The following is a 17,983-nucleotide window of genomic DNA, read 5'->3' as shown; positions in this document are numbered from 1 at the left end:
TAGTTTAATGTGTTATACTATTTCACATATCAACGAAAAATCCTCTTTATGATGTTTCCGTGAAGAGCTAAAAACTTTAATAAAGGATGGTAATACTATATGAATTCAATCGATACTGTGAGCGAACTGAACGAATTGTTAGCTGGTAATAATATTAGCCTGCAATTATCAGTACCACAATTAGTGGAAAAAGCTACGTCAAGAGGAGAAGCAGTACTAACTTCCACTGGAGCTGTTAAAGCAGAGACGGGCAAATATACAGGACGTTCTCCAAAAGACAAGTATATAGTTGAGGAACCTATCTCAAAAGACAAAATCGATTGGGGATCTGTAAACCAACCTATCTCATCTTCGCACTTTGAAGCATTATATTCAAAAGTTATGAACTATTTAAAGGAAAAAAATGAACTATTCGTCTTTAAAGGATACGCTGGTGCAGACAAGGATTCACGTTTAAGCATCCAAGTAATCAACGAATACGCTTGGCATAACCTGTTTGCTCACCAATTATTCATTCGTCCTTCTGAAGAGGAGTTAATATCTCATAAAGCAGACTTCACTGTCATTAGTGCTCCGAACTTCAAAGCAAATCCTGCTGTTGACGGAACTAATTCAGAAACATTTATCATTGTATCCATGGAAAAACGCATCGTTTTAATCGGTGGTACGGAATACGCAGGAGAAATGAAAAAGTCTATATTCTCTATTATGAACTATTTATTGCCTGAACAAAATATTTTGCCTATGCACTGCTCTGCTAACGTTGGAGAAAAAGGTGATGTAACATTATTCTTCGGTCTATCAGGTACTGGAAAAACTACATTATCTGCTGATGCTGGAAGAAAACTAATTGGTGATGATGAGCACGGCTGGTCTGATAATGGTGTATTTAATATCGAAGGCGGCTGCTATGCAAAATGTATCGACCTAACAAGAGAAAATGAGCCACAAATTTTTGACGCTATCAAATTTGGTACAGTTTTAGAAAACGTAGTTGTAGACCCTACTACTCGTACTGCTGATTATACGGATAGCTCATTAACTGAAAATACTCGTGCAGCTTATCCAATTCAATATATAGATAATATTGTTGATCCATCTGTTGCTGGTCACCCAAACACAATCATCTTCTTAACTGCAGATGCATTTGGAGTGTTACCTCCAATCAGTAAGCTTACTAAAGAGCAAGCAATGTATCACTTTTTGAGTGGATTCACTTCTAAGCTTGCTGGTACAGAGCGTGGAATTACTTCTCCACAACCTGCATTCTCAACATGCTTCGGTTCTCCATTCCTACCATTACATGCAACTGTGTACGCTGAAATGCTTGGGAAGAAAATCGATGAGCACGGTGCTCAAGTATTCTTAGTAAACACTGGCTGGACTGGTGGAGAATATGGTGTAGGAAGCCGCATGAAGCTTTCTTACACGCGTACGATGGTTCGTGCTGCAATCGAAGGTAAATTAACTGACGTAGAAACAACTAAAGATGCAGTATTTGGATTAGATATTCCTACTAGCATTGACGGAGTTCCTTCTGAGGTATTAATCCCTCGTAACGCATGGGAAGATAAAGCCGCTTATGATCAAAAAGCGTCTGAGCTAGCTCAATCCTTCCGCGAAAACTTCGAAAAGTTTGGAACTGTCTCTGAAGAGATCTCATTAAAAGGCGGTCCTACTGCTTAATTCAATTTAAACTTAAGCGGCTAATGCAAAAAAAGCCTACTTCTAAAAACAAAAAGCTCTGCAATTTTACTCTGAATGTAAAATTGACGGAGCTTTTTTTGATTAAAGTTAAATATGTCTAATGGGTTTGTGTTGGAGAGAAAAAGGAAAAACATGTGCCGTTTTGAAGCGTTTCTATTATTGGATATTTTTAGAAATATTGAGAAATTTATGATAGAATATATTTAAGATTGTCTTAATATGGAGGTGAAATTAATCTATGTTTATACTCTTAGTAATTATTGGAGCTGTTTTAATGCCGATATTAGCTATTATTTTTTGTCTTAACCTAGTAGAAATAATAAAAAAAGTAAAGAACGATGAATCTACTACTAAAAATACATTTTGGTTGACCACTACTTTTATGCTAATTGCATGGAGCATTTCTCTTAGCGCTTTATCCAGTTTTGCTACTAACTAGCCATATTTCAATAAAATGATAAAGTACTTAAAGAAAAAACCGCTCAAATTCGTAGCGTTTTTTTCTTTTATATTGTTGAAATACACAGCTAACTATTTCCTAGGAAATCCCCTCTCCTGAGCCGCTTATGCTTGGACTCCGATCATAAACCTAAGCACTACATCTTAACTAGAATATTTTCCATAGAATTTGAAGAAACCAAACGGCAGAATATAACCAATGAAGAAGTGGTTCTACTATACATCTCTTAAAATTATCGAAAGATGGGAGTCGCAAAAATGAAGAAATGGTTGTTGGTAATGTTATTTTGCGTCACCTTAATTCTATCTGCTTGTTCTCAAGGTGAAGAAGACACACAGGAATATTTGGGGGTTATTAGTGAGGGGAAAGTTTTGGGTTATGAATACACTGTCATAAAAGAGAAGAATAGTAACTTATGGAAGGTTAGATACAAAGAGGATATAACGATTATCGAAGAGAGTACTGATAATAAAGAAGATTTATTAAAATTTAGGAATGCTGTAATTGACAGTAAATTAGTATTAGTAAAACTTATTACATCGGTATCATATTTATTAATTGTTACTATTACCACGCTTATCCTTTATAAAAAAAATAGAAAGATGCTTAAAGATGGCAGTGCAATGATAACTATTTTTGTAGGCATTGCTGTGTATATTGCCTTTAAAGCGTCTTTTGATTTAAGCAGTTTATTACACGACACTAAATACTTCTATTTGACCCTTACTATTTAAATTAAAACAGTGTGAATGTCCATCGTCTTTGTCATACGTACAACTCCATATGAAAGAGGTTATGTTAATGAGAATGAATGCTACCTTTCTACTCCGTTTTAAGGCCTTCATGATTGATTACATTTTTATACTAGTTTATTTAGCCCTTCTTTTTGTTATCAATGTTTTCTTGTTCCCATCTTTACAAGAGTTTTTCAATGGTTCTTTAATAGTAGCTCAGGTTACAGGTTTTTTAATGGTAACTTTTCCGGTGTCGCTATATTTTATAGTTTTTGACTCATCTATTGGAGGGCAGTCTATTGGAAAAAGAAAAACTGGTATACAAGTGGTTTATAAAAACGGAGAAGCAATAACACTCTTCCGAGCAACTTTTCGAACCGTCCTAAAATTTTTACCATGGGAGTTGTCACATTTCCTTGTTTATCGGCTCGTTTACATAGGTGATGGCGAAATACCACTCTCCTACTATCTGGTTGGTGGACTGATTTATACACTTATGTTTGCATACATTTTGACCGCCATTTTTACTAAGAAAAAACAATCTCTGTATGATATTCTGGCAGAAACAGAGGTTGTTAAGAGATGAAACTTTAGTGGAACAAGGGGGAAATCAATTGAAAAAACTCTGCTTAGCAATATTCACAATGGTGCTGATATTAGTCATCACAGGCTGTTCCAAGCTTGAACCTATGACGTTTGAGGAGATTTACTCAGGAGACTTAACAGAAGTATCCAAAATAGAGATTAGACACGGTAATGGAGAACTTAAAGAGATTACAGATCAATCAATTATAAACTTTTGGCTTGATAGTATAAAAAACATAGTATTTGAACCTTCTACAAACCAAGAGGGGCAAGTTGGTTCTCTATATAATGTTGATCTTTTTGACGGGAAAAATTTAACCCTCTCCTTTTCTACTACACAAATAAATGATTTTTATTACAATGAAAATGAGCAAATATTGGAGAAATTAAATTCGTTATTCAGTGAAAACTAAACGTTCGCACGAATCTGTAATTAACGGACAAAAATTAAAAGAGGTAATAGACTATGTCCATTACCTCCTCCCGTATATAAAGGAATACTATTCCTCAAAGTCGTCATGATATTCCATTTCAGTTGAAATTGGGAATATTGCTTTTATCTCTTCAGCCTTTTCTTCATCTACGTTTGAAAAAATGATTTCAGCTCCATATTGCCCAATCTCTAATTGTTCTTCTCCATTTGTATTGAAAAACATGGTGAACCATTTCAGTCCCCCGATTGGATCTTGAGAATAATTTCGGAAAAATAATCTATTCTCATCGTTTAAATTTACGGTAAAAACCTTCATTAACCCTTCATTCAGTGCCTCAAAGCTTTTTTCGGAAAGCTCATTGACTACTTCCTCTTCTTCAGCCCAGCAATGTATCACTACTTCCGAATACTCATTCGTATACTGATCCCATAAGTCCTCCCAAAAGCTTAAATCTGTTGGGAACACCGCCTTTTCCTCTAAACTCATTGACTCTACTTTAACAACTAACTGACCCACTTATTTGCCTCCTCCATGTTTTTTCATCCATAAACACACGTCCTTCACTACTTGTCGATTTACCTTAGAAGGAAAGTAATGTGTGAAGTCTGGATAATACCATGTCTCTACAATTTTGTTATACCCTATTAAAGCCTGTTCTAACACTTTTGCATGCTCAATTGATACATTCACATCTTCTCTCCCATGAATGATTAACACAGGGGCATGAATTTCTTCGATTTGATTTAATACATTTCTTCCCTCATATTCTTCCTCACGGTTGGAGGGAGTTCCACCTATTACGCGCTTCATCATTCTTCGCATATCCAGTCTTTCCTCGTATGTGAGATAAATATCAGATACTCCCGCCCAGGAAACAAGCGAGCTGATGTCTTCCCTTATAACAGCTGTCCATAAGGCCATCATGCCACCCCTAGAAAAGGCAAATAGATGGACTTTGTCGGGGTTGCAAAATTGTTTTAATACATCCACCGCATAAACGGCATCCCATCGATCCTCGCCACCAAACTCATCTCGTCCTTCTCCGCCTCGATTTCCACGGTAATAAGGGGCAAAGACAACAAGTCCTTGAGAAGCAAATTGAGCAATTCGTGCAGGGCGAACCATACCAACCCCTTGGATACCTCCTCTGCAATATAGCATTCCATCATAATTTCCCTCTTTAATCGGGTATGCTAGCATTCCTTTTATCCGTAAGCCACAGGACCAGTATGTAATTTCTTTTAAATGCACGTTCGGATTTGGAGACGGATACACACGAATTTTATCAATCGTTCCATCTTTCTTCATAAATCATCACCTCTTTAAGAATGACTTCCATTCCTTTGTCCTTCATATGAAAGGATAAATTCGGACAAGCTTCTAGCTCTTTTGACGTGAGCCAGACTGCTCCATCTGTTTCATAATTCACTGCCTCTGTATGTATATCCTTCACCTCTGCTATAAATACCGCCTTACAAAATGGTTTCACATCATGAACTACATATTCGGCAAACCATTCTAAACGGTATACTGCTACATTTGTTTCTTCTAAAGTTTCTCGGATAGCAGCTTCCTCTATAGTTTCATATACCTCTTTTTTACCACCAGGAAACTCTATCCCTCTTTTAGGATGGTTAGTTAGCAACCATTTATGACCTTTCTGTGCTAAAACGAGCACATGCTGAGGCTCTATTGAAAAGCTATCTTTTTCAAAACTAAGATCCACCCTATATCCATTTAAATCATTAAAAGAAATCATATATGTACGCTCCCTTGTATTTCATTGCTTGATGTTGCTGTTTGACTTATATTTACTTTAAAAGTTTATCATAGGCAAATAAAAAAAGGTTTAGCATAAAACTAAACCAGGAGTCTAAATAATAATAAACAAGTAAACAAGCATGATTCCTAAATCCGCTATACTATGACTGACAATGGATGGAACAATAGTATGAAATCTTGAGCGAAAAATGCCCCACATAATTCCTGCAAGGAATACCATCAAGGTAGCGAAAACAGGTATATGGAAAATAGGCATGACCACTACAAAATGATATAGGGCATAAAAAAATGCCGTTATAATAATTGTAAGCTTTGATCCAAGTCGATGTAGTAATCGGTCATACATAAACCTTCTCCAATAAAACTCTTCTAATATAGGGTTAATGAAAATAAGGAAAAGTACAAGGAAAATTACTTTCGCTCCTGTAAAATCCCATTGGACAAGAGCTACTTCCAAGCCTTCTTGATCTATAGCTATCGATTGAAGTAAGTAGGCAAAACTATAAATAGCTATTAAGCAAATAATTCCGCTTATAATCCCCACAGTCATCGAGTACTTCGGTTGAGGGAATATTAAACGAGTACGCGTTTTCCTTCTATAGCTTACTAGGATTGGAACAACCAGTAACCAGCCATAGAAGAGCAAAAATGTAATGGCTATATTCTTTATAAGGACAAGACCTAAAATGATCATGATAGTAGGTCCAATTAGTAAAATCAGCTGTTTAACCATATACCCTCCTAATTATTTCTAATTTATCATTAGAAAAAAGACTTGGCAATGCACCAAGTCTTAACCTTCCCACTTTTCTTGCTCCTGTTGTTTATAATTTTTGCCGCCTTCTTGACTGTTTTGGCCAGCGTTAACCTTTGCCTTATCTTGCGGAGAAAGATGTAAAAGGGAGCTTGCATTGCGGTAAGTAGTTGTATCGTTACCTTTACCATTAACATTTTTAGTCATTACAGATGCCTACTTTCTTTAAAAAATGGAAGCTGTTCAATAAATGCTTGAGATTCTCTGTCACTAAACTCGTGGATTAGAGCATATAGCTTCTTGATTCGGTTGTCGTATTCTTCATTAGAAAAATCATTACTATAATACTTTAATGGCACATGGGCTCTCCAAAAGGTATTCATGTCTTTGTGATACAGCTGATAAAACAAAGTTTCAAAAACTGGGATAATATCCTGCCTAGCTGTTATTTCATATTCCCATGGCGATTCATCTGGATACAAGTATACTCTCCGTTGACTCAACGAAACGTAAGCTTTAATTTCTGTCATATCACACATCCTTTTCGTGTAGTATGTTCCCAAAACAAAAAAACATGCACCATATAAGGTACATGTTTTTCTCTTACGCTTGTACGTCTACTACTGTCCCTTTAAAAGGATGTGTAGCAGGTTGAGGCATACTCTCTAGCATTTCCACTGCTGCTACAGTTTCCATATTAAGTGCATTTTTCATAACACTCATTTGAACTGTTTGTTGTAGCTGTGCTAGCTGAGAAGACATGATGGAGTTAATATCCAAAATAATTCCCCCTTACAAGCTTATTATCGACATAAAGTTCATTTATTCCATTATTTATTGGAATCTCCTAAAAATGCATTTAACATCCATTGGTGTTTCTCGATTTTTTGATAGATGGCATTTAGGACATCCTCTGTCATATCATCTTCATCCTTAGCAGCCTCTTCCATCCCTTTTTTCAAGGACTTCATGATTTTATCAAAATCTTTTACTACTGCTTCTACCATTTCCTCAGCCGTTTCTTTGTTATTTGCTTCCTTCACCTCAGAAAGCTCTAGATGCTCTTTTAACGTAGCAGTTGGCTTTCCTCCTAAAGTTAATAAGCGTTCTGCTATTTCATCCATATTTAAAGTTGTTTCGTTATATAGTTCTTCAAACTTTGCATGTAATGTAAAGAATTGCGGTCCTTTTACATACCAATGAAAATTATGTAATTTTGTATACATGACTGAAAATGTTGCTACTAGATTATTTAGTTCTTTATTTAATGCTGCTGACATAATTTTGACACTCTCCTCTAGAATTATAATTGCTTTCTCTTTTCATATACCTCTTATTTTCTTACAATAAACATAAGACATTAAAATGGAGTGAGCAAATATGGTATTTTGGATCTTAGGTATAGCAATTATATTCAGTATTGTTGGTTTTACCTTTCTATATAAATTAGCAACAAAAGAAAATATATCCGCTATTGACCCTAAACCGAAGGATACAGACGCATGAAGCGAATCCTATTAAGTATTTTTCGCTTCTATCAAAAATTTATATCACCATTGTCTCCACCTAGCTGCCGCTTCTATCCAACATGCTCTCACTATGGAGTGGAGGCTGTAGAAAAACATGGTGCTATAAAAGGTAGCTACCTAACGGTTAAACGTATATCTAAATGTCATCCATTTCATGAGGGTGGATTTGACCCAGTACCAGAAGAATGGCCTTTGAAGAAAAAATAACTCAAAGGCTATTTTTTCTTGCCTTTTTGAACATAATATTGTAAGCTAATAAAGTTCTTAATACATAAAACGTAATCATTACTATTTAGAAAGGTTGATAAAATTGAAACGTCTTTTCCTATTATGCATGTTAACGTTTATTTTATTCATCGCTGCTTGTGGGCAGCAAGAAGAAACAACCACAGCAGAAGGTGGCCAATTAGATATATATACAACCGTATATCCACTCCAATATTTCACAGAACGAATTGGAGGAAATGAAGTAAAGGTCCAATCTATTTATCCACCAGGTGCCAATGAGCATACATTTGAACCTACTCAAAAGGACATGATTGCTCTGGCTGACGCTGATTTATTCTTTTACATCGGTTTGGGCCTAGAAGGATTTGTAGAAAATGCAAAAAAGACTTTAGCTGAGGAAAATGTAGAAATGGTAGCCGTAATTGATGGCGTGCCAGACAGTGCTTTAGAAGTGAACGAGGATGAGCATGACCATCATTATAAGGAAGGTACAGATGAACATGATCACGAAGGTCATGAGGAAGATTCTGCAGAAGCAGACGAACATAATCATGATTCAGAGGAAAATGGAGATGGACATGAAGGCCATGAACACGGAGATACCGATCCACACGTATGGATTTCTCCAAAAATCAGTCAAGATCTAGCTTTAACAGTAAAAAACAAGCTAGTCGAAGTTTCTCCAGAAAATGAAAAATTATTTGAAGAGAACTATCAAGCACTTGTTAGCGAGCTTCAACAATTAGATACTGACTTTGAAGAAATGTCTCACGCTGCATCATCTAAAACGTTTTTTGTTTCCCATGCAGCATTTGGTTATTTAGCTGACACATATGGCCTAGAACAAATTGCTATTGCGGGCTTAAACTCTCAGCAGGAGCCTTCTCAAAAGGAGCTAACTAAGATCATTGATATGGCTAAAGAGAAAAATGTAGAGTATATTCTTTTTGAACAAAACGTAAACTCTAAGCTAACAGAAGTCATTCAAAAAGAAATTGGAGCAGAAAGTCTAGTGCTCCACAATCTAGGTGTCCTTTCTAAAGAGGATATAGCAAATGAAGAAACCTACTTTACTTTAATGCAAAAAAATCTAGAAACTTTAAAAACGGCTTTAAATTAGAACACTTTTCTAGTTAGAAACGCGAGAATGTTGATATAACGACATTCTCGCGTTTCTTTTATTATGAAGAGTCACCTATATTAGTTGCTCTACTGATATTATTGGTGTGACCGACCGATTATTCGATGTGACCGACCGATTTTATTGGAGAACCGACCGATTATTCGATGGAACCGACCGATTTTGTGGCAGAACCGACCGATTCCTATTTTATTGCCATCCACTTCTTGTTATGAAAGTCTATTTAAGTTAATCCGTAAGTACTGTTTTATTTCATCGTATAACGCTTCGACTTCTTTAGAGCTGTCTAGCTGGAGGATGGGACTTTGTGATAATTCCATTTCATAGCGCTGTGCCACATATGTCCCTCCTTGACTTTTATCGGTTTCCGTTAAGTAGGTTTTGCACCATTCTATAAAGTCATTCGTATATAATCCATGCTCGTCTAGCCACGATTGTTTACCAGTTTTACGGGAAATTTCTCTTTTTCTTATGCGGTCCATTCTTTCATTCTCCGGTAAAGACAGAAAGACTAAAAGTTCCAGATCGGAAAAGCCATCTGGATGCCATGAAAAAATAGAGCCCGAGACTACATAACACTTATTAGAACTGATATCTCGCTGATACATTTCTCTTCTTATTTCAATTGGATTATTTTCTAGAAACGTATCGTCCTTCCACAGATAGGAATCGGTATCGATCCATTTTATTTGCTCTCGGTGTGCAAAATATTCACCTAATGTACTCTTCCCCGTTCCAGATCCGCCTATAATTTGAATTCTCATACGTTTCCCCTCCTCATAGCAAAAGAATAACCCGTAAAAAAAGCCGAGAAAGCTGTTCTCTCGGCTTTATAAATATTCATGAAGCTTTCTTCTTAAAATTTTATTGGAAGCATTTCTAGGTAGCTCCTCGATAAAATAATAACGGACAGGCTGTTTATATGTAGCAAGCTGGGGTTTCATAAATGATTTTAATTCTTCTTCGGTAACCTCGCTCTTCAACACAACAAAGGCAATCGGTACGTGCCCCCATTTTTCATCCTGAATACCAGTTACTCCGGCTTCTTTTACAGCACTATGCTTAACTATGGCCTGCTCCACTTCAGCAGGATAAATATTTTCCCCACCCGAAATGATTAAATCTGATCTACGGTCGACGACGTATAAATAACCTTCGTCATCTATATAGCCCATATCTCCCGTATGGAGCCACCCATCATCCTGTGGATCCTTGGAAGATGCTGCTCCAATATAACCCTTCGTAACATGTGGTCCTTTAATACAAATTTCTCCTATCTCCTTTTTTCCTGAAATACGTATTTCTGCGAAAAAGAGTGGCTTTCCTGCTGAGCCTAGCTTACGAATAGCATCCTCACTAGACAATGTCGTAGTTTGTGAGGACGTTTCCGTCATACCATACGTCTGTAAAACAGGTATCTTACATTTAATTGCTCGCTCCAAGTAATGGAGAGGAACAGGCCCTCCACCGACTAGCATAGATTGGAAAGTATCTGGGAACGTTTGATTCCGTTCCTCTAACACACTAATCAATCTTTCTAACGTTACAGCGACTACAGACATTCTAGTAACTGTTCCATTTAAAATTTCCTCTATAGACTTATTTGCATCAAACTTTGTATGGAGGCTGACTGTCATACCATATAGAACGGAACGCATTAGAATAGAAAATCCGCTAATATGAAACAAAGGCATTGCGCATAACCAGCAATCATTAGGCTGAACACCTAAATTTAAAGCAGATCCCATTGCACTCATCACATGATTTTCTAGTGTTTGTCGAACACCCTTTGGCTTCCCTGTCGTACCAGATGTGTACATAATAGTGATTGTTCTATCCTTTGGCCATTCAGCGTCTATTTGAAATTGCTTGTTTGAGGCTCCTGTAACCTGATTAAAGGATATCCGGTTACCATACATCAAACTTCTATCTAACCGATCGACTAATAATACGTCAGACTGACTATCATTTAATTGATAAATCAGCTCGTCCTCTGTTAAACGTTCATTAAGCATGACTAGCTCACAGCCTAATTGCATGCAGCCATGTAAAACTGTCACTAGCTGTGGGCTGGACGACGCCAATATGGCAATTCTCATCCCTTTGTTAACACCTAATTTATGTAGCTTCTCGGCAAAGTCTATTGCCTCCTGCTGTAATTGTGAGAATGTCCATTGTTGGTCTTCAAATATGATAGCTAATCTATTTGGCGTAAGACTTGCTCGTTTAACCAAGAGATTAGGGTACATAATAAACAACTCCTTTATTAAGTAAAGCACAAGCAAATGCATTTCTATCTTTTAAAAAAAGCTGCCCTTAAAGGACAGCTTAGAGAAATCATAAAATATCTTACTAAATCACGGGAAACGTGGGAATTGACCGAAGTCTGGTTTACGTTTTTCTTTAAACGCATCGCGACCTTCTTTAGCTTCCTCAGTTGTGTAATAAAGAAGTGTTGCATCTCCAGCTAATTGTTGAAGACCAGCAAGTCCATCTGTATCAGCATTCATAGCTGCTTTTAAGAAACGAAGTGCGGTTGGGCTCTTTTCTAGCATTTCCTCACACCATTGAACAGTCTCGTCCTCTAATTGCTCATAAGGAACAACAGTGTTAACTAAGCCCATATCTAACGCTTGTTTTGCATCATATTGACGGCATAGGTACCAAATTTCACGTGCTTTCTTGTGACCAATGATACGAGCTAAATAGCCTGAACCATATCCAGCATCAAAGGAGCCTACGTTTGGACCAGTTTGTCCAAAAATAGCATTGTCCGCAGCGATTGTTAAGTCACAAACTACGTGTAATACATGACCTCCACCAATTGCATATCCAGCTACCATAGCTACAACTGGCTTAGGAATTACACGGATTAAACGTTGTAGGTCTAGAACATTAAGACGTGGGATTTCATCCTCGCCTACATATCCACCATGACCTCGAACCTTTTGGTCTCCGCCTGAACAGAAAGCTTTTTCGCCTTCTCCAGTTAAAATAATTACTCCAACGTTTTTGTCATCGCGAGCACGAGAAAATGCGTCGATCATTTCCATCACTGTTTTAGGACGGAAAGCATTTCGCACTTCTGGGCGATTAATCGTTACTTTAGCAATTCCATTATAGAATTCATATTTAATGTCTTCATATGTATGTAATGTTGTCCATTCACGAGTCATCTTACATCCTCCTTCAAAATTATATCCTCTACTATTGTAGCAAACAATTTGGGATTTTCCACATGAATTGCATGGCCCACACCATTTATTATTTTCCAGTCAGCATTTGGTAATATAGCTAACATCTTTTTAGCAATTTCACAGAACTTCTTATCTAGCTCTCCCGTTAACATGATTACTGGAAATTCAAGAGAGACTAGCTTATCCCATAAGGAAGGCTGCACTCCAGTGCTAAAGCCCTTCAAGCTATTCGACAAGCCTATTGCTGTTTGAGACATTCGCTCTTCTCTTATCTGTTCCTGCTTCTTCAGTGATAAACTCTTTTGAGAATCAAACAAAGGAATCTGCTCCCAGTAATCTGTAAATGCGAGAACACCGTCTACTAGAATTTTTTCAGCTAGCTTGCTATCCGCTGATTTTCTTTGTATACGTGCTTCCTCATCCTTTAAGCCTGGAGAACTGCTTTCAAGTATTAAACAGTCGACCTCGTACTTACTTGCATAGGCAAGTGCCAATCTACCACCCATAGAATACCCTATAAGCGTAAAATGATCCCAGCCTATCTGTTGGATTAGTGCATGTAGATCCTCCACCTGCTCCTGAGCAAAGTAACGACTAGCATTTTCAGGCTTGTCACTTTCCCCGTGGCCAATTAAATCAATGGTTAGCAGTTCAATAGAAGGACCTAGAGAAGCGATAACTTCCTCCCATGTCTTACTAGATCCAGTAAATCCATGCAGAAGGACCGCCTTCTTCTTGGCGCCTGTATTGTACCTATTAACGTTCATCTGAATGGACCTAACGGTTATTAAGCTTTCCAAGTGACATCCAGCTCCTTAGTGATTGCTGCCCAAAGCTTTCGATGAGTTTCTGTATTGTTCTGTCGATCCGTACGAACTTCAATCATACGTATATTCTTCATTTTATCCTTACTTAAGACAGCTTGAAAATCTTCCTTAGTATGTACTACATCATATTGAGCATCGTACATAGTAGCAATAGCTGAAAACTCAAGCCCTGTAGGTGTCCCGAACAAATGCTCAAAGTAATTAGTTTCCGTAGATTGTGGCAAGTAAGAGAATATGCCTCCTCCATCATTATTCATAATAACAATGGTTAAATCTGTTTCGCTAAAACGAGTGACTATTAATCCATTTACATCATGGAGAAATGCCAAATCCCCGATTAATAGATAGCCAGGTCTTTTAGTTGCTGCTTGAATTCCTAAAGCAGTAGACACTACTCCATCAATTCCGTTTGTCCCTCTATTGGCATATACATGGACATCCTTAGAAGTTTTATTGAAAAAGGTGTCTACATCACGTATAGGCATGCTGCTACTTGCTATTAAATCTGTTTTGTCTGGAAGCACTTCAAAAAACGTTCCCGCTAACGCACCCTCGTCGGTTTGCTCTGAAATGTACATCTTAATATGATTCGTTGCTATATCATTTGCCTTAGACCAATTTTCTAGATAGCTAGATGATTGCTTTTCTTCTACCTGAAACCAAAGAGATGACGGATCTACTTGTACGTGATGAGTTACGACATGAAGAGAATCTCTAAATAGTGGGCTTTCATCGACAGCTATAAAGGTTTTAGGAGGGTTTGCCTCTAGAAACTTCATAAGCGGCTTAGAAACCGGCTGAGCACCAAAACGAATGACTGCATCAGGGATAGCTGATTGCATAAACGCTTCACTTTTTAAAATAGCGTCATATTGGTCTATACATAAATGCATACAATCCATAGGTACATTACTTCGAAGCGTGGACAATGGATCCGCTAGTACTGGCCATTGTATAGCTTTCACAAACTCCCAGAAACCTACTGTCGAGTTTAGGGAATCTCCTGCAATAATAAGTCCCTTATCTGTGTTTGTTATTAGCTGAGTATACCAATTAATGCATTCTTCGCTTGGCATAAGCTTCCCTATCTCCGTTTGCTGCATTTGAGGGATGGAAGCAGGCCGATCCATTTCTAACAATAGCGGCTCCCGAAACGGCACGTTGATATGAACTGGTCCCATCGGTGCACCTTTAGCAGAAGAAACTGCACGATGAATATGTCTCTCTATGAACGCAAGGCTTTCTTCTCTTTCCTCAGGTAAAGGGAAATCGACGGACCATTTGACATGCTTACCAAATAGGTGAATTTGGTCTATCGCTTGAGGAGCGCCGACCTCTCTAAGTTCATGCGGGCGATCTGCTGTCACAATAAGTAATGGTATTCTTGCATAGTATGCTTCCACTATCGCAGGAAAGAAATTCGCAGCAGCAGTTCCAGAAGTACACAATAGAACTACAGGATTCTTTTTCGCTTTGGCAATTCCTAAAGCAAAATATCCAGCAGAACGCTCATCGATTTGTCTATATAAGTTAAAGCCTGATGTTTTTGCAAACCCATATGCTAAAGGAGTGGATCTAGATCCTGGGCATAGCACGATATCCTCTATGCCCGCTTGTCTAATAGTTTCTACAAATCGATTTACATAAGATGTTAGAAAGCTCGCGTTAGTCATTCATATTTCCTCCCAAAGTTCGTAGCATTGGTCGGAATTTGACTCTCGTTTCTTCAAACTCTTCTAAAGAGGTAGATTCTGAAACTAATCCGCCTCCAGCATATAAATAAGCGTATTGGTTTTCTATAAGAGCGGAACGAATACCTACCGCAAACTCTCCATCTCCCTCGGCATTTACCCAGCCGATTGGAGCGGCATAGTAACCACGGTTCATTTGTTCAGATTCTCTAATAATCTCGATAGCCTCTTGTCGAGGTTCACCACCAAGTGCTGGTGTCGGATGCATAGCTTCTACAAACTCGAAAAGAGAAGAGCTTCCTTTAATTTTCCCCTCTATAGGTGTAAATAAATGCTGAATATCTCTTATTTTCATAAGCTTTGGTCTAGCTGGAATCTTAACCTGCTCACAATACTGCTCAAATACTTTTCTAATCATCTGAACAACATATTCATGTTCCATTAAGTTTTTATTATCCGATAATAGCGCATCTCCAAGCTTCTTATCTTCCACTTGGTCTTTTCCTCTTCGAACGGATCCAGCCAAACCAGCAGATTCAACCTTGCCATTTTCCAATTTTACTAATCTCTCTGGAGTCGCCCCAAAGAAAGTCTTGTCTTCTTTCTCAAGACCAAACAAATAACTTTCAGGTTGCTCCATCGATGCATTGTAAATTGCTGTAGATGGTGAAAAGATATCATCAAAGGTTAACTTTAGGGAGCGCCCAATAACCACCTTGTTTACTTCCTTATTACGAATTCTTTCCGTTACAGTTTCAACCGCTGATAAGTATTCTTCCTTTAATCTATCTTCTCGTTGAAGAAGCTGTGGCTTTTTATGGACCTTCAGTTCTTTCACTTGAGCTGTATGGATTAAAGTATCTCTTTCTATACGTAAGCGCTCAAAAGCAGCAGAGCTGTCCTCTTCCTCTGTAATATGATGAATACTTACAAAAGCCTGATCGTCCTGTATAACTAATTGAAATGTAGCCACGGCAAAAAAACTAGACGGGAAGCTATTCCATTCCGATGATATATTGTTTGAAGGATCGAAAGAGAATCCACCAAATAGAATTGGAGACACATCTGCTTTCTCTATTAATGAACATGCACAAAGGTCGTCCCATTTTTGAGCTATATCGCTGTATCTATTTTTCTCTAAATCATTAGACAGTACATAGGCGTGTCCAAGTCCAACCAATGTGAACGTTTTCTCTTTGTTTTGCCAAAAGAATCGTTTCCCTTTATAGTAATCCTCCCCAGCTTCAAAAAAAGCATGAGCAGACATTCTAGATACTTCTATTGTTTCGGTATAAAAACGTAATGTTGATTTATTTTGCCCGGTGGTGTTCGGCATATATATGACCTCCGTATAAATTACCTGCTAATTTAAATTCATGTTTTATTACTCTACCCTTTATCATACAACTTTCTCCACGTTTCGGCACACATTTAGCTACAAATGTATGCTAAAATTGAAGTTGATTCTTTAAAAGGAGAGAAATTTATATGTCACAAGAACTACAAGCTGATAAAGGCTGGCGTATATGGTGGAAGTTAACAAGACCACACACGTTAACCGCATCGTTTGCGCCTGTCTTTTTAGGTACAATGATTGCCCTTTATTACGTAAATATTGATTGGCCTTTATTCTTAGCAATGCTCATTGCGTGCTTGTTTATACAAGCTGCTACGAATATGTTTAATGAGTACTACGACTTTGAAAGAGGTCTAGATAGTGAAGAATCTATCGGCATTGGTGGCGCGATAGTCCGCAATGGTGTTAAACCAAAGACAGTGCTTCAATTAGCCTTAGTACTATACGTCCTAGCCGCTCTGTTAGGTATTTATATTTGTTCCCAATCATCTTGGCTTTTATTGATCGTTGGAGCCGTTTGTATGCTCATTGGATACTTATATACTGGTGGACCTTACCCAATAGCTTATACACCGTTTGGAGAACTATTCAGTGGGGTGGTTATGGGAATGTTTATTGTTTTAATTGCTACATACATTCAGGTAGGATCTATACCAAACTTTGCCTTGTTCCTATCTATCCCTAGCACTCTGCTTGTCGCTGCTATTATGCTTTCTAATAATATTCGAGATATTGTAGAGGATACAAAAGGCGGTAGAAAAACAATGGCTATCTTAATAGGTAGAGACAATGCTATTAATGTGTTAGCCCTATTTTTTATCGTTTCTTATGTATGGATCATCTTATTAGTAATACTTCAGATTCTTACACCTTGGGCTTTGCTAGTCTTACTAAGTGCAAAGAAACCAATAGATGCTATAAAACTATTTAAATCTAAAGAGAATCACCTCGAAGTCGGATTAGCAATGAAAAACACCGCTCTTACGAATACCATTTTCGTATTTCTTTTAGGAATTGGCTTGTTAATTGGATTTTTACTATGATGTTCAGTCAGGAAGTTAACCCTTCCTGGCTTTTTTATTTGTGAAGTTTAAGTTAGAGGTTGCAGAAGTGTAAACGAAGAAAGAAAAGTCTAACCAAATAATTGATTTCGCGTAGTTTCTTTAGAATCGGACGGTTTTGTTTAATAATCGGTCGGTTCTCTTCAACAATCGGTCGGTTTTACCTGATAATCGGACGGTTCTCTTCAATAATCGGTCGGTGGAAGAACTTTTAGGAGTAAATCTCTTCACAAGAAGATAATGCCCAAATGCTATAATGGATCACTTTAGTGTAATCGTTCTGCTAACAATATTTGAAAGGAAATTCACAAATAAGTGCAGCATAGATTCACTTTTCTTAATACTTCTTCCCGCCTGGATTTACAATGTTATAACAATCCTTACATATCATAAAGGCACAATAAAAAAAACAACCACCGAAGTGATTGTCTTTTTACAGTTATGACCCCTACGGGATTCGAACCCGTGTTACCGCCGTGAAAGGGCGGTGTCTTAA

The 17,983-nt window shown here is 37.6% G+C and carries 23 protein-coding genes; 9 read left to right on the top strand and 14 right to left on the bottom strand.

Features of this window, described 5'->3' with window-relative positions; translation table 11 throughout:
* Nucleotides 1–99: 99 nt before the first annotated feature.
* From pckA to Q0371_RS06675, 5 genes are all read left to right on the top strand, one after another.
* On the top strand, nt 100–1,686 hold the full coding sequence (gene pckA, locus Q0371_RS06695) for a phosphoenolpyruvate carboxykinase (ATP) (RefSeq protein ID WP_298469681.1): 1,587 nt from the start codon (nt 100–102) through the stop codon (nt 1,684–1,686).
* 259 nt (nt 1,687–1,945) lie between these two features.
* Nucleotides 1,946–2,146: a hypothetical protein gene (locus Q0371_RS06690; protein WP_298469678.1), complete on the top strand. Its 201-nt coding sequence runs from the start codon at nt 1,946–1,948 to the stop codon at nt 2,144–2,146.
* A gap of 278 nt (nt 2,147–2,424) precedes the next feature.
* Nucleotides 2,425–2,901 carry a hypothetical protein gene (locus Q0371_RS06685; protein ID WP_298469675.1) on the top strand — a complete coding sequence of 159 codons (477 nt, stop codon included), beginning with the start codon at nt 2,425–2,427 and terminating at the stop codon, nt 2,899–2,901.
* A gap of 67 nt (nt 2,902–2,968) precedes the next feature.
* Nucleotides 2,969–3,487: an RDD family protein gene (locus tag Q0371_RS06680; RefSeq protein WP_298469672.1), complete on the top strand. Its 519-nt coding sequence runs from the start codon at nt 2,969–2,971 to the stop codon at nt 3,485–3,487.
* 28 nt (nt 3,488–3,515) lie between these two features.
* Nucleotides 3,516–3,899: a hypothetical protein gene (locus Q0371_RS06675; protein WP_298469669.1), complete on the top strand. Its 384-nt coding sequence runs from the start codon at nt 3,516–3,518 to the stop codon at nt 3,897–3,899.
* Between the two features lie 87 nt (nt 3,900–3,986).
* On the opposite strand, the gene Q0371_RS06670 is transcribed toward Q0371_RS06675, so the two are convergent.
* From Q0371_RS06670 to Q0371_RS06635, 8 genes are all read right to left on the bottom strand, one after another.
* Nucleotides 3,987–4,436 carry a hypothetical protein gene (locus tag Q0371_RS06670; RefSeq protein ID WP_298469666.1) on the bottom strand — a complete coding sequence of 150 codons (450 nt, stop codon included), beginning with the start codon at nt 4,434–4,436 and terminating at the stop codon, nt 3,987–3,989.
* Nucleotides 4,437–5,228 (bottom strand): prolyl oligopeptidase family serine peptidase, encoded by a 792-nt coding sequence (locus tag Q0371_RS06665; protein WP_298469663.1) that lies wholly within the window; start codon nt 5,226–5,228, stop codon nt 4,437–4,439. It lies immediately after the preceding gene.
* Complete coding sequence (locus Q0371_RS06660) at nt 5,206–5,679, bottom strand: NUDIX domain-containing protein (protein WP_298469661.1); 474 nt, start codon at nt 5,677–5,679, stop codon at nt 5,206–5,208. Before Q0371_RS06660 ends, Q0371_RS06665 begins: the two co-directional genes overlap by 23 nt.
* 114 nt (nt 5,680–5,793) lie before the next feature.
* Nucleotides 5,794–6,435, bottom strand: a complete 642-nt coding sequence (locus tag Q0371_RS06655) for a type II CAAX endopeptidase family protein (protein WP_298469658.1) — start codon at nt 6,433–6,435, stop codon at nt 5,794–5,796.
* A 60-nt stretch (nt 6,436–6,495) separates the two neighbouring features.
* Complete coding sequence (locus Q0371_RS06650; RefSeq protein ID WP_169359976.1) at nt 6,496–6,663, bottom strand: hypothetical protein; 168 nt, start codon at nt 6,661–6,663, stop codon at nt 6,496–6,498.
* A complete protein-coding gene (locus Q0371_RS06645; RefSeq protein ID WP_169359975.1) occupies nt 6,663–6,986 on the bottom strand; it encodes a transposase in 324 nt (107 codons plus the stop codon). The genes Q0371_RS06650 and Q0371_RS06645 overlap by 1 nt, the downstream gene beginning before the upstream one ends.
* A 73-nt stretch (nt 6,987–7,059) precedes the next feature.
* Nucleotides 7,060–7,236 (bottom strand): putative motility protein, encoded by a 177-nt coding sequence (locus Q0371_RS06640; RefSeq protein ID WP_169359974.1) that lies wholly within the window; start codon nt 7,234–7,236, stop codon nt 7,060–7,062.
* A gap of 50 nt (nt 7,237–7,286) precedes the next feature.
* Nucleotides 7,287–7,736 carry a DNA starvation/stationary phase protection protein gene (locus tag Q0371_RS06635; protein ID WP_298469653.1) on the bottom strand — a complete coding sequence of 150 codons (450 nt, stop codon included), beginning with the start codon at nt 7,734–7,736 and terminating at the stop codon, nt 7,287–7,289.
* A gap of 100 nt (nt 7,737–7,836) precedes the next feature.
* Here Q0371_RS06635 and Q0371_RS06630 point away from each other — a divergent pair, with 100 nt between their 5' ends.
* The 3 genes from Q0371_RS06630 to Q0371_RS06620 all read left to right on the top strand — a co-directional run bounded on the left by Q0371_RS06630 (nt 7,837) and on the right by Q0371_RS06620 (nt 9,333).
* Nucleotides 7,837–7,962 (top strand): hypothetical protein, encoded by a 126-nt coding sequence (locus Q0371_RS06630; RefSeq protein WP_277347104.1) that lies wholly within the window; start codon nt 7,837–7,839, stop codon nt 7,960–7,962.
* A complete protein-coding gene (gene yidD / locus Q0371_RS06625; RefSeq protein ID WP_169359972.1) occupies nt 7,959–8,192 on the top strand; it encodes a membrane protein insertion efficiency factor YidD in 234 nt (77 codons plus the stop codon). The genes Q0371_RS06630 and yidD overlap by 4 nt, the downstream gene beginning before the upstream one ends.
* Before the next feature lie 103 nt (nt 8,193–8,295).
* Nucleotides 8,296–9,333: a zinc ABC transporter substrate-binding protein gene (locus Q0371_RS06620; protein WP_298469648.1), complete on the top strand. Its 1,038-nt coding sequence runs from the start codon at nt 8,296–8,298 to the stop codon at nt 9,331–9,333.
* Between the two features lie 230 nt (nt 9,334–9,563).
* Here the strand turns inward: Q0371_RS06620 and Q0371_RS06615 are convergent, their stop codons facing one another.
* The 6 genes from Q0371_RS06615 to Q0371_RS06590 form a co-directional block, all read right to left on the bottom strand.
* On the bottom strand, nt 9,564–10,118 hold the full coding sequence (locus Q0371_RS06615; RefSeq protein WP_298469645.1) for an AAA family ATPase: 555 nt from the start codon (nt 10,116–10,118) through the stop codon (nt 9,564–9,566).
* Between the two features lie 66 nt (nt 10,119–10,184).
* A complete protein-coding gene (locus tag Q0371_RS06610) occupies nt 10,185–11,603 on the bottom strand; it encodes an o-succinylbenzoate--CoA ligase (protein ID WP_298469641.1) in 1,419 nt (472 codons plus the stop codon).
* 108 nt (nt 11,604–11,711) lie between these two features.
* Nucleotides 11,712–12,530, bottom strand: a complete 819-nt coding sequence (menB, locus tag Q0371_RS06605; protein WP_169359968.1) for a 1,4-dihydroxy-2-naphthoyl-CoA synthase — start codon at nt 12,528–12,530, stop codon at nt 11,712–11,714.
* Nucleotides 12,527–13,351 (bottom strand): 2-succinyl-6-hydroxy-2,4-cyclohexadiene-1-carboxylate synthase, encoded by an 825-nt coding sequence (gene menH, locus Q0371_RS06600; RefSeq protein ID WP_298469638.1) that lies wholly within the window; start codon nt 13,349–13,351, stop codon nt 12,527–12,529. The genes menB and menH overlap by 4 nt, the downstream gene beginning before the upstream one ends.
* Nucleotides 13,339–15,051, bottom strand: a complete 1,713-nt coding sequence (gene menD / locus Q0371_RS06595; protein ID WP_298469635.1) for a 2-succinyl-5-enolpyruvyl-6-hydroxy-3-cyclohexene-1-carboxylic-acid synthase — start codon at nt 15,049–15,051, stop codon at nt 13,339–13,341. Before menD ends, menH begins: the two co-directional genes overlap by 13 nt.
* Nucleotides 15,044–16,405 carry an isochorismate synthase gene (locus Q0371_RS06590; protein ID WP_298469632.1) on the bottom strand — a complete coding sequence of 454 codons (1,362 nt, stop codon included), beginning with the start codon at nt 16,403–16,405 and terminating at the stop codon, nt 15,044–15,046. Before Q0371_RS06590 ends, menD begins: the two co-directional genes overlap by 8 nt.
* 152 nt (nt 16,406–16,557) lie before the next feature.
* Between Q0371_RS06590 and Q0371_RS06585 the strand changes: the two genes are divergently transcribed.
* A complete protein-coding gene (locus Q0371_RS06585) occupies nt 16,558–17,469 on the top strand; it encodes a 1,4-dihydroxy-2-naphthoate polyprenyltransferase (protein ID WP_251557222.1) in 912 nt (303 codons plus the stop codon).
* Nucleotides 17,470–17,983: the final 514 nt, after the last annotated feature.

Origin of the sequence: uncultured Psychrobacillus sp. (genome assembly GCF_938022135.1) — a bacterium.
GTDB lineage: Bacteria > Bacillota > Bacilli > Bacillales_A > Planococcaceae > Psychrobacillus.
The sequence above is the reverse complement of the archived record's forward strand: the minus strand, read 5'-3'. Positions and strand labels throughout refer to the sequence as shown.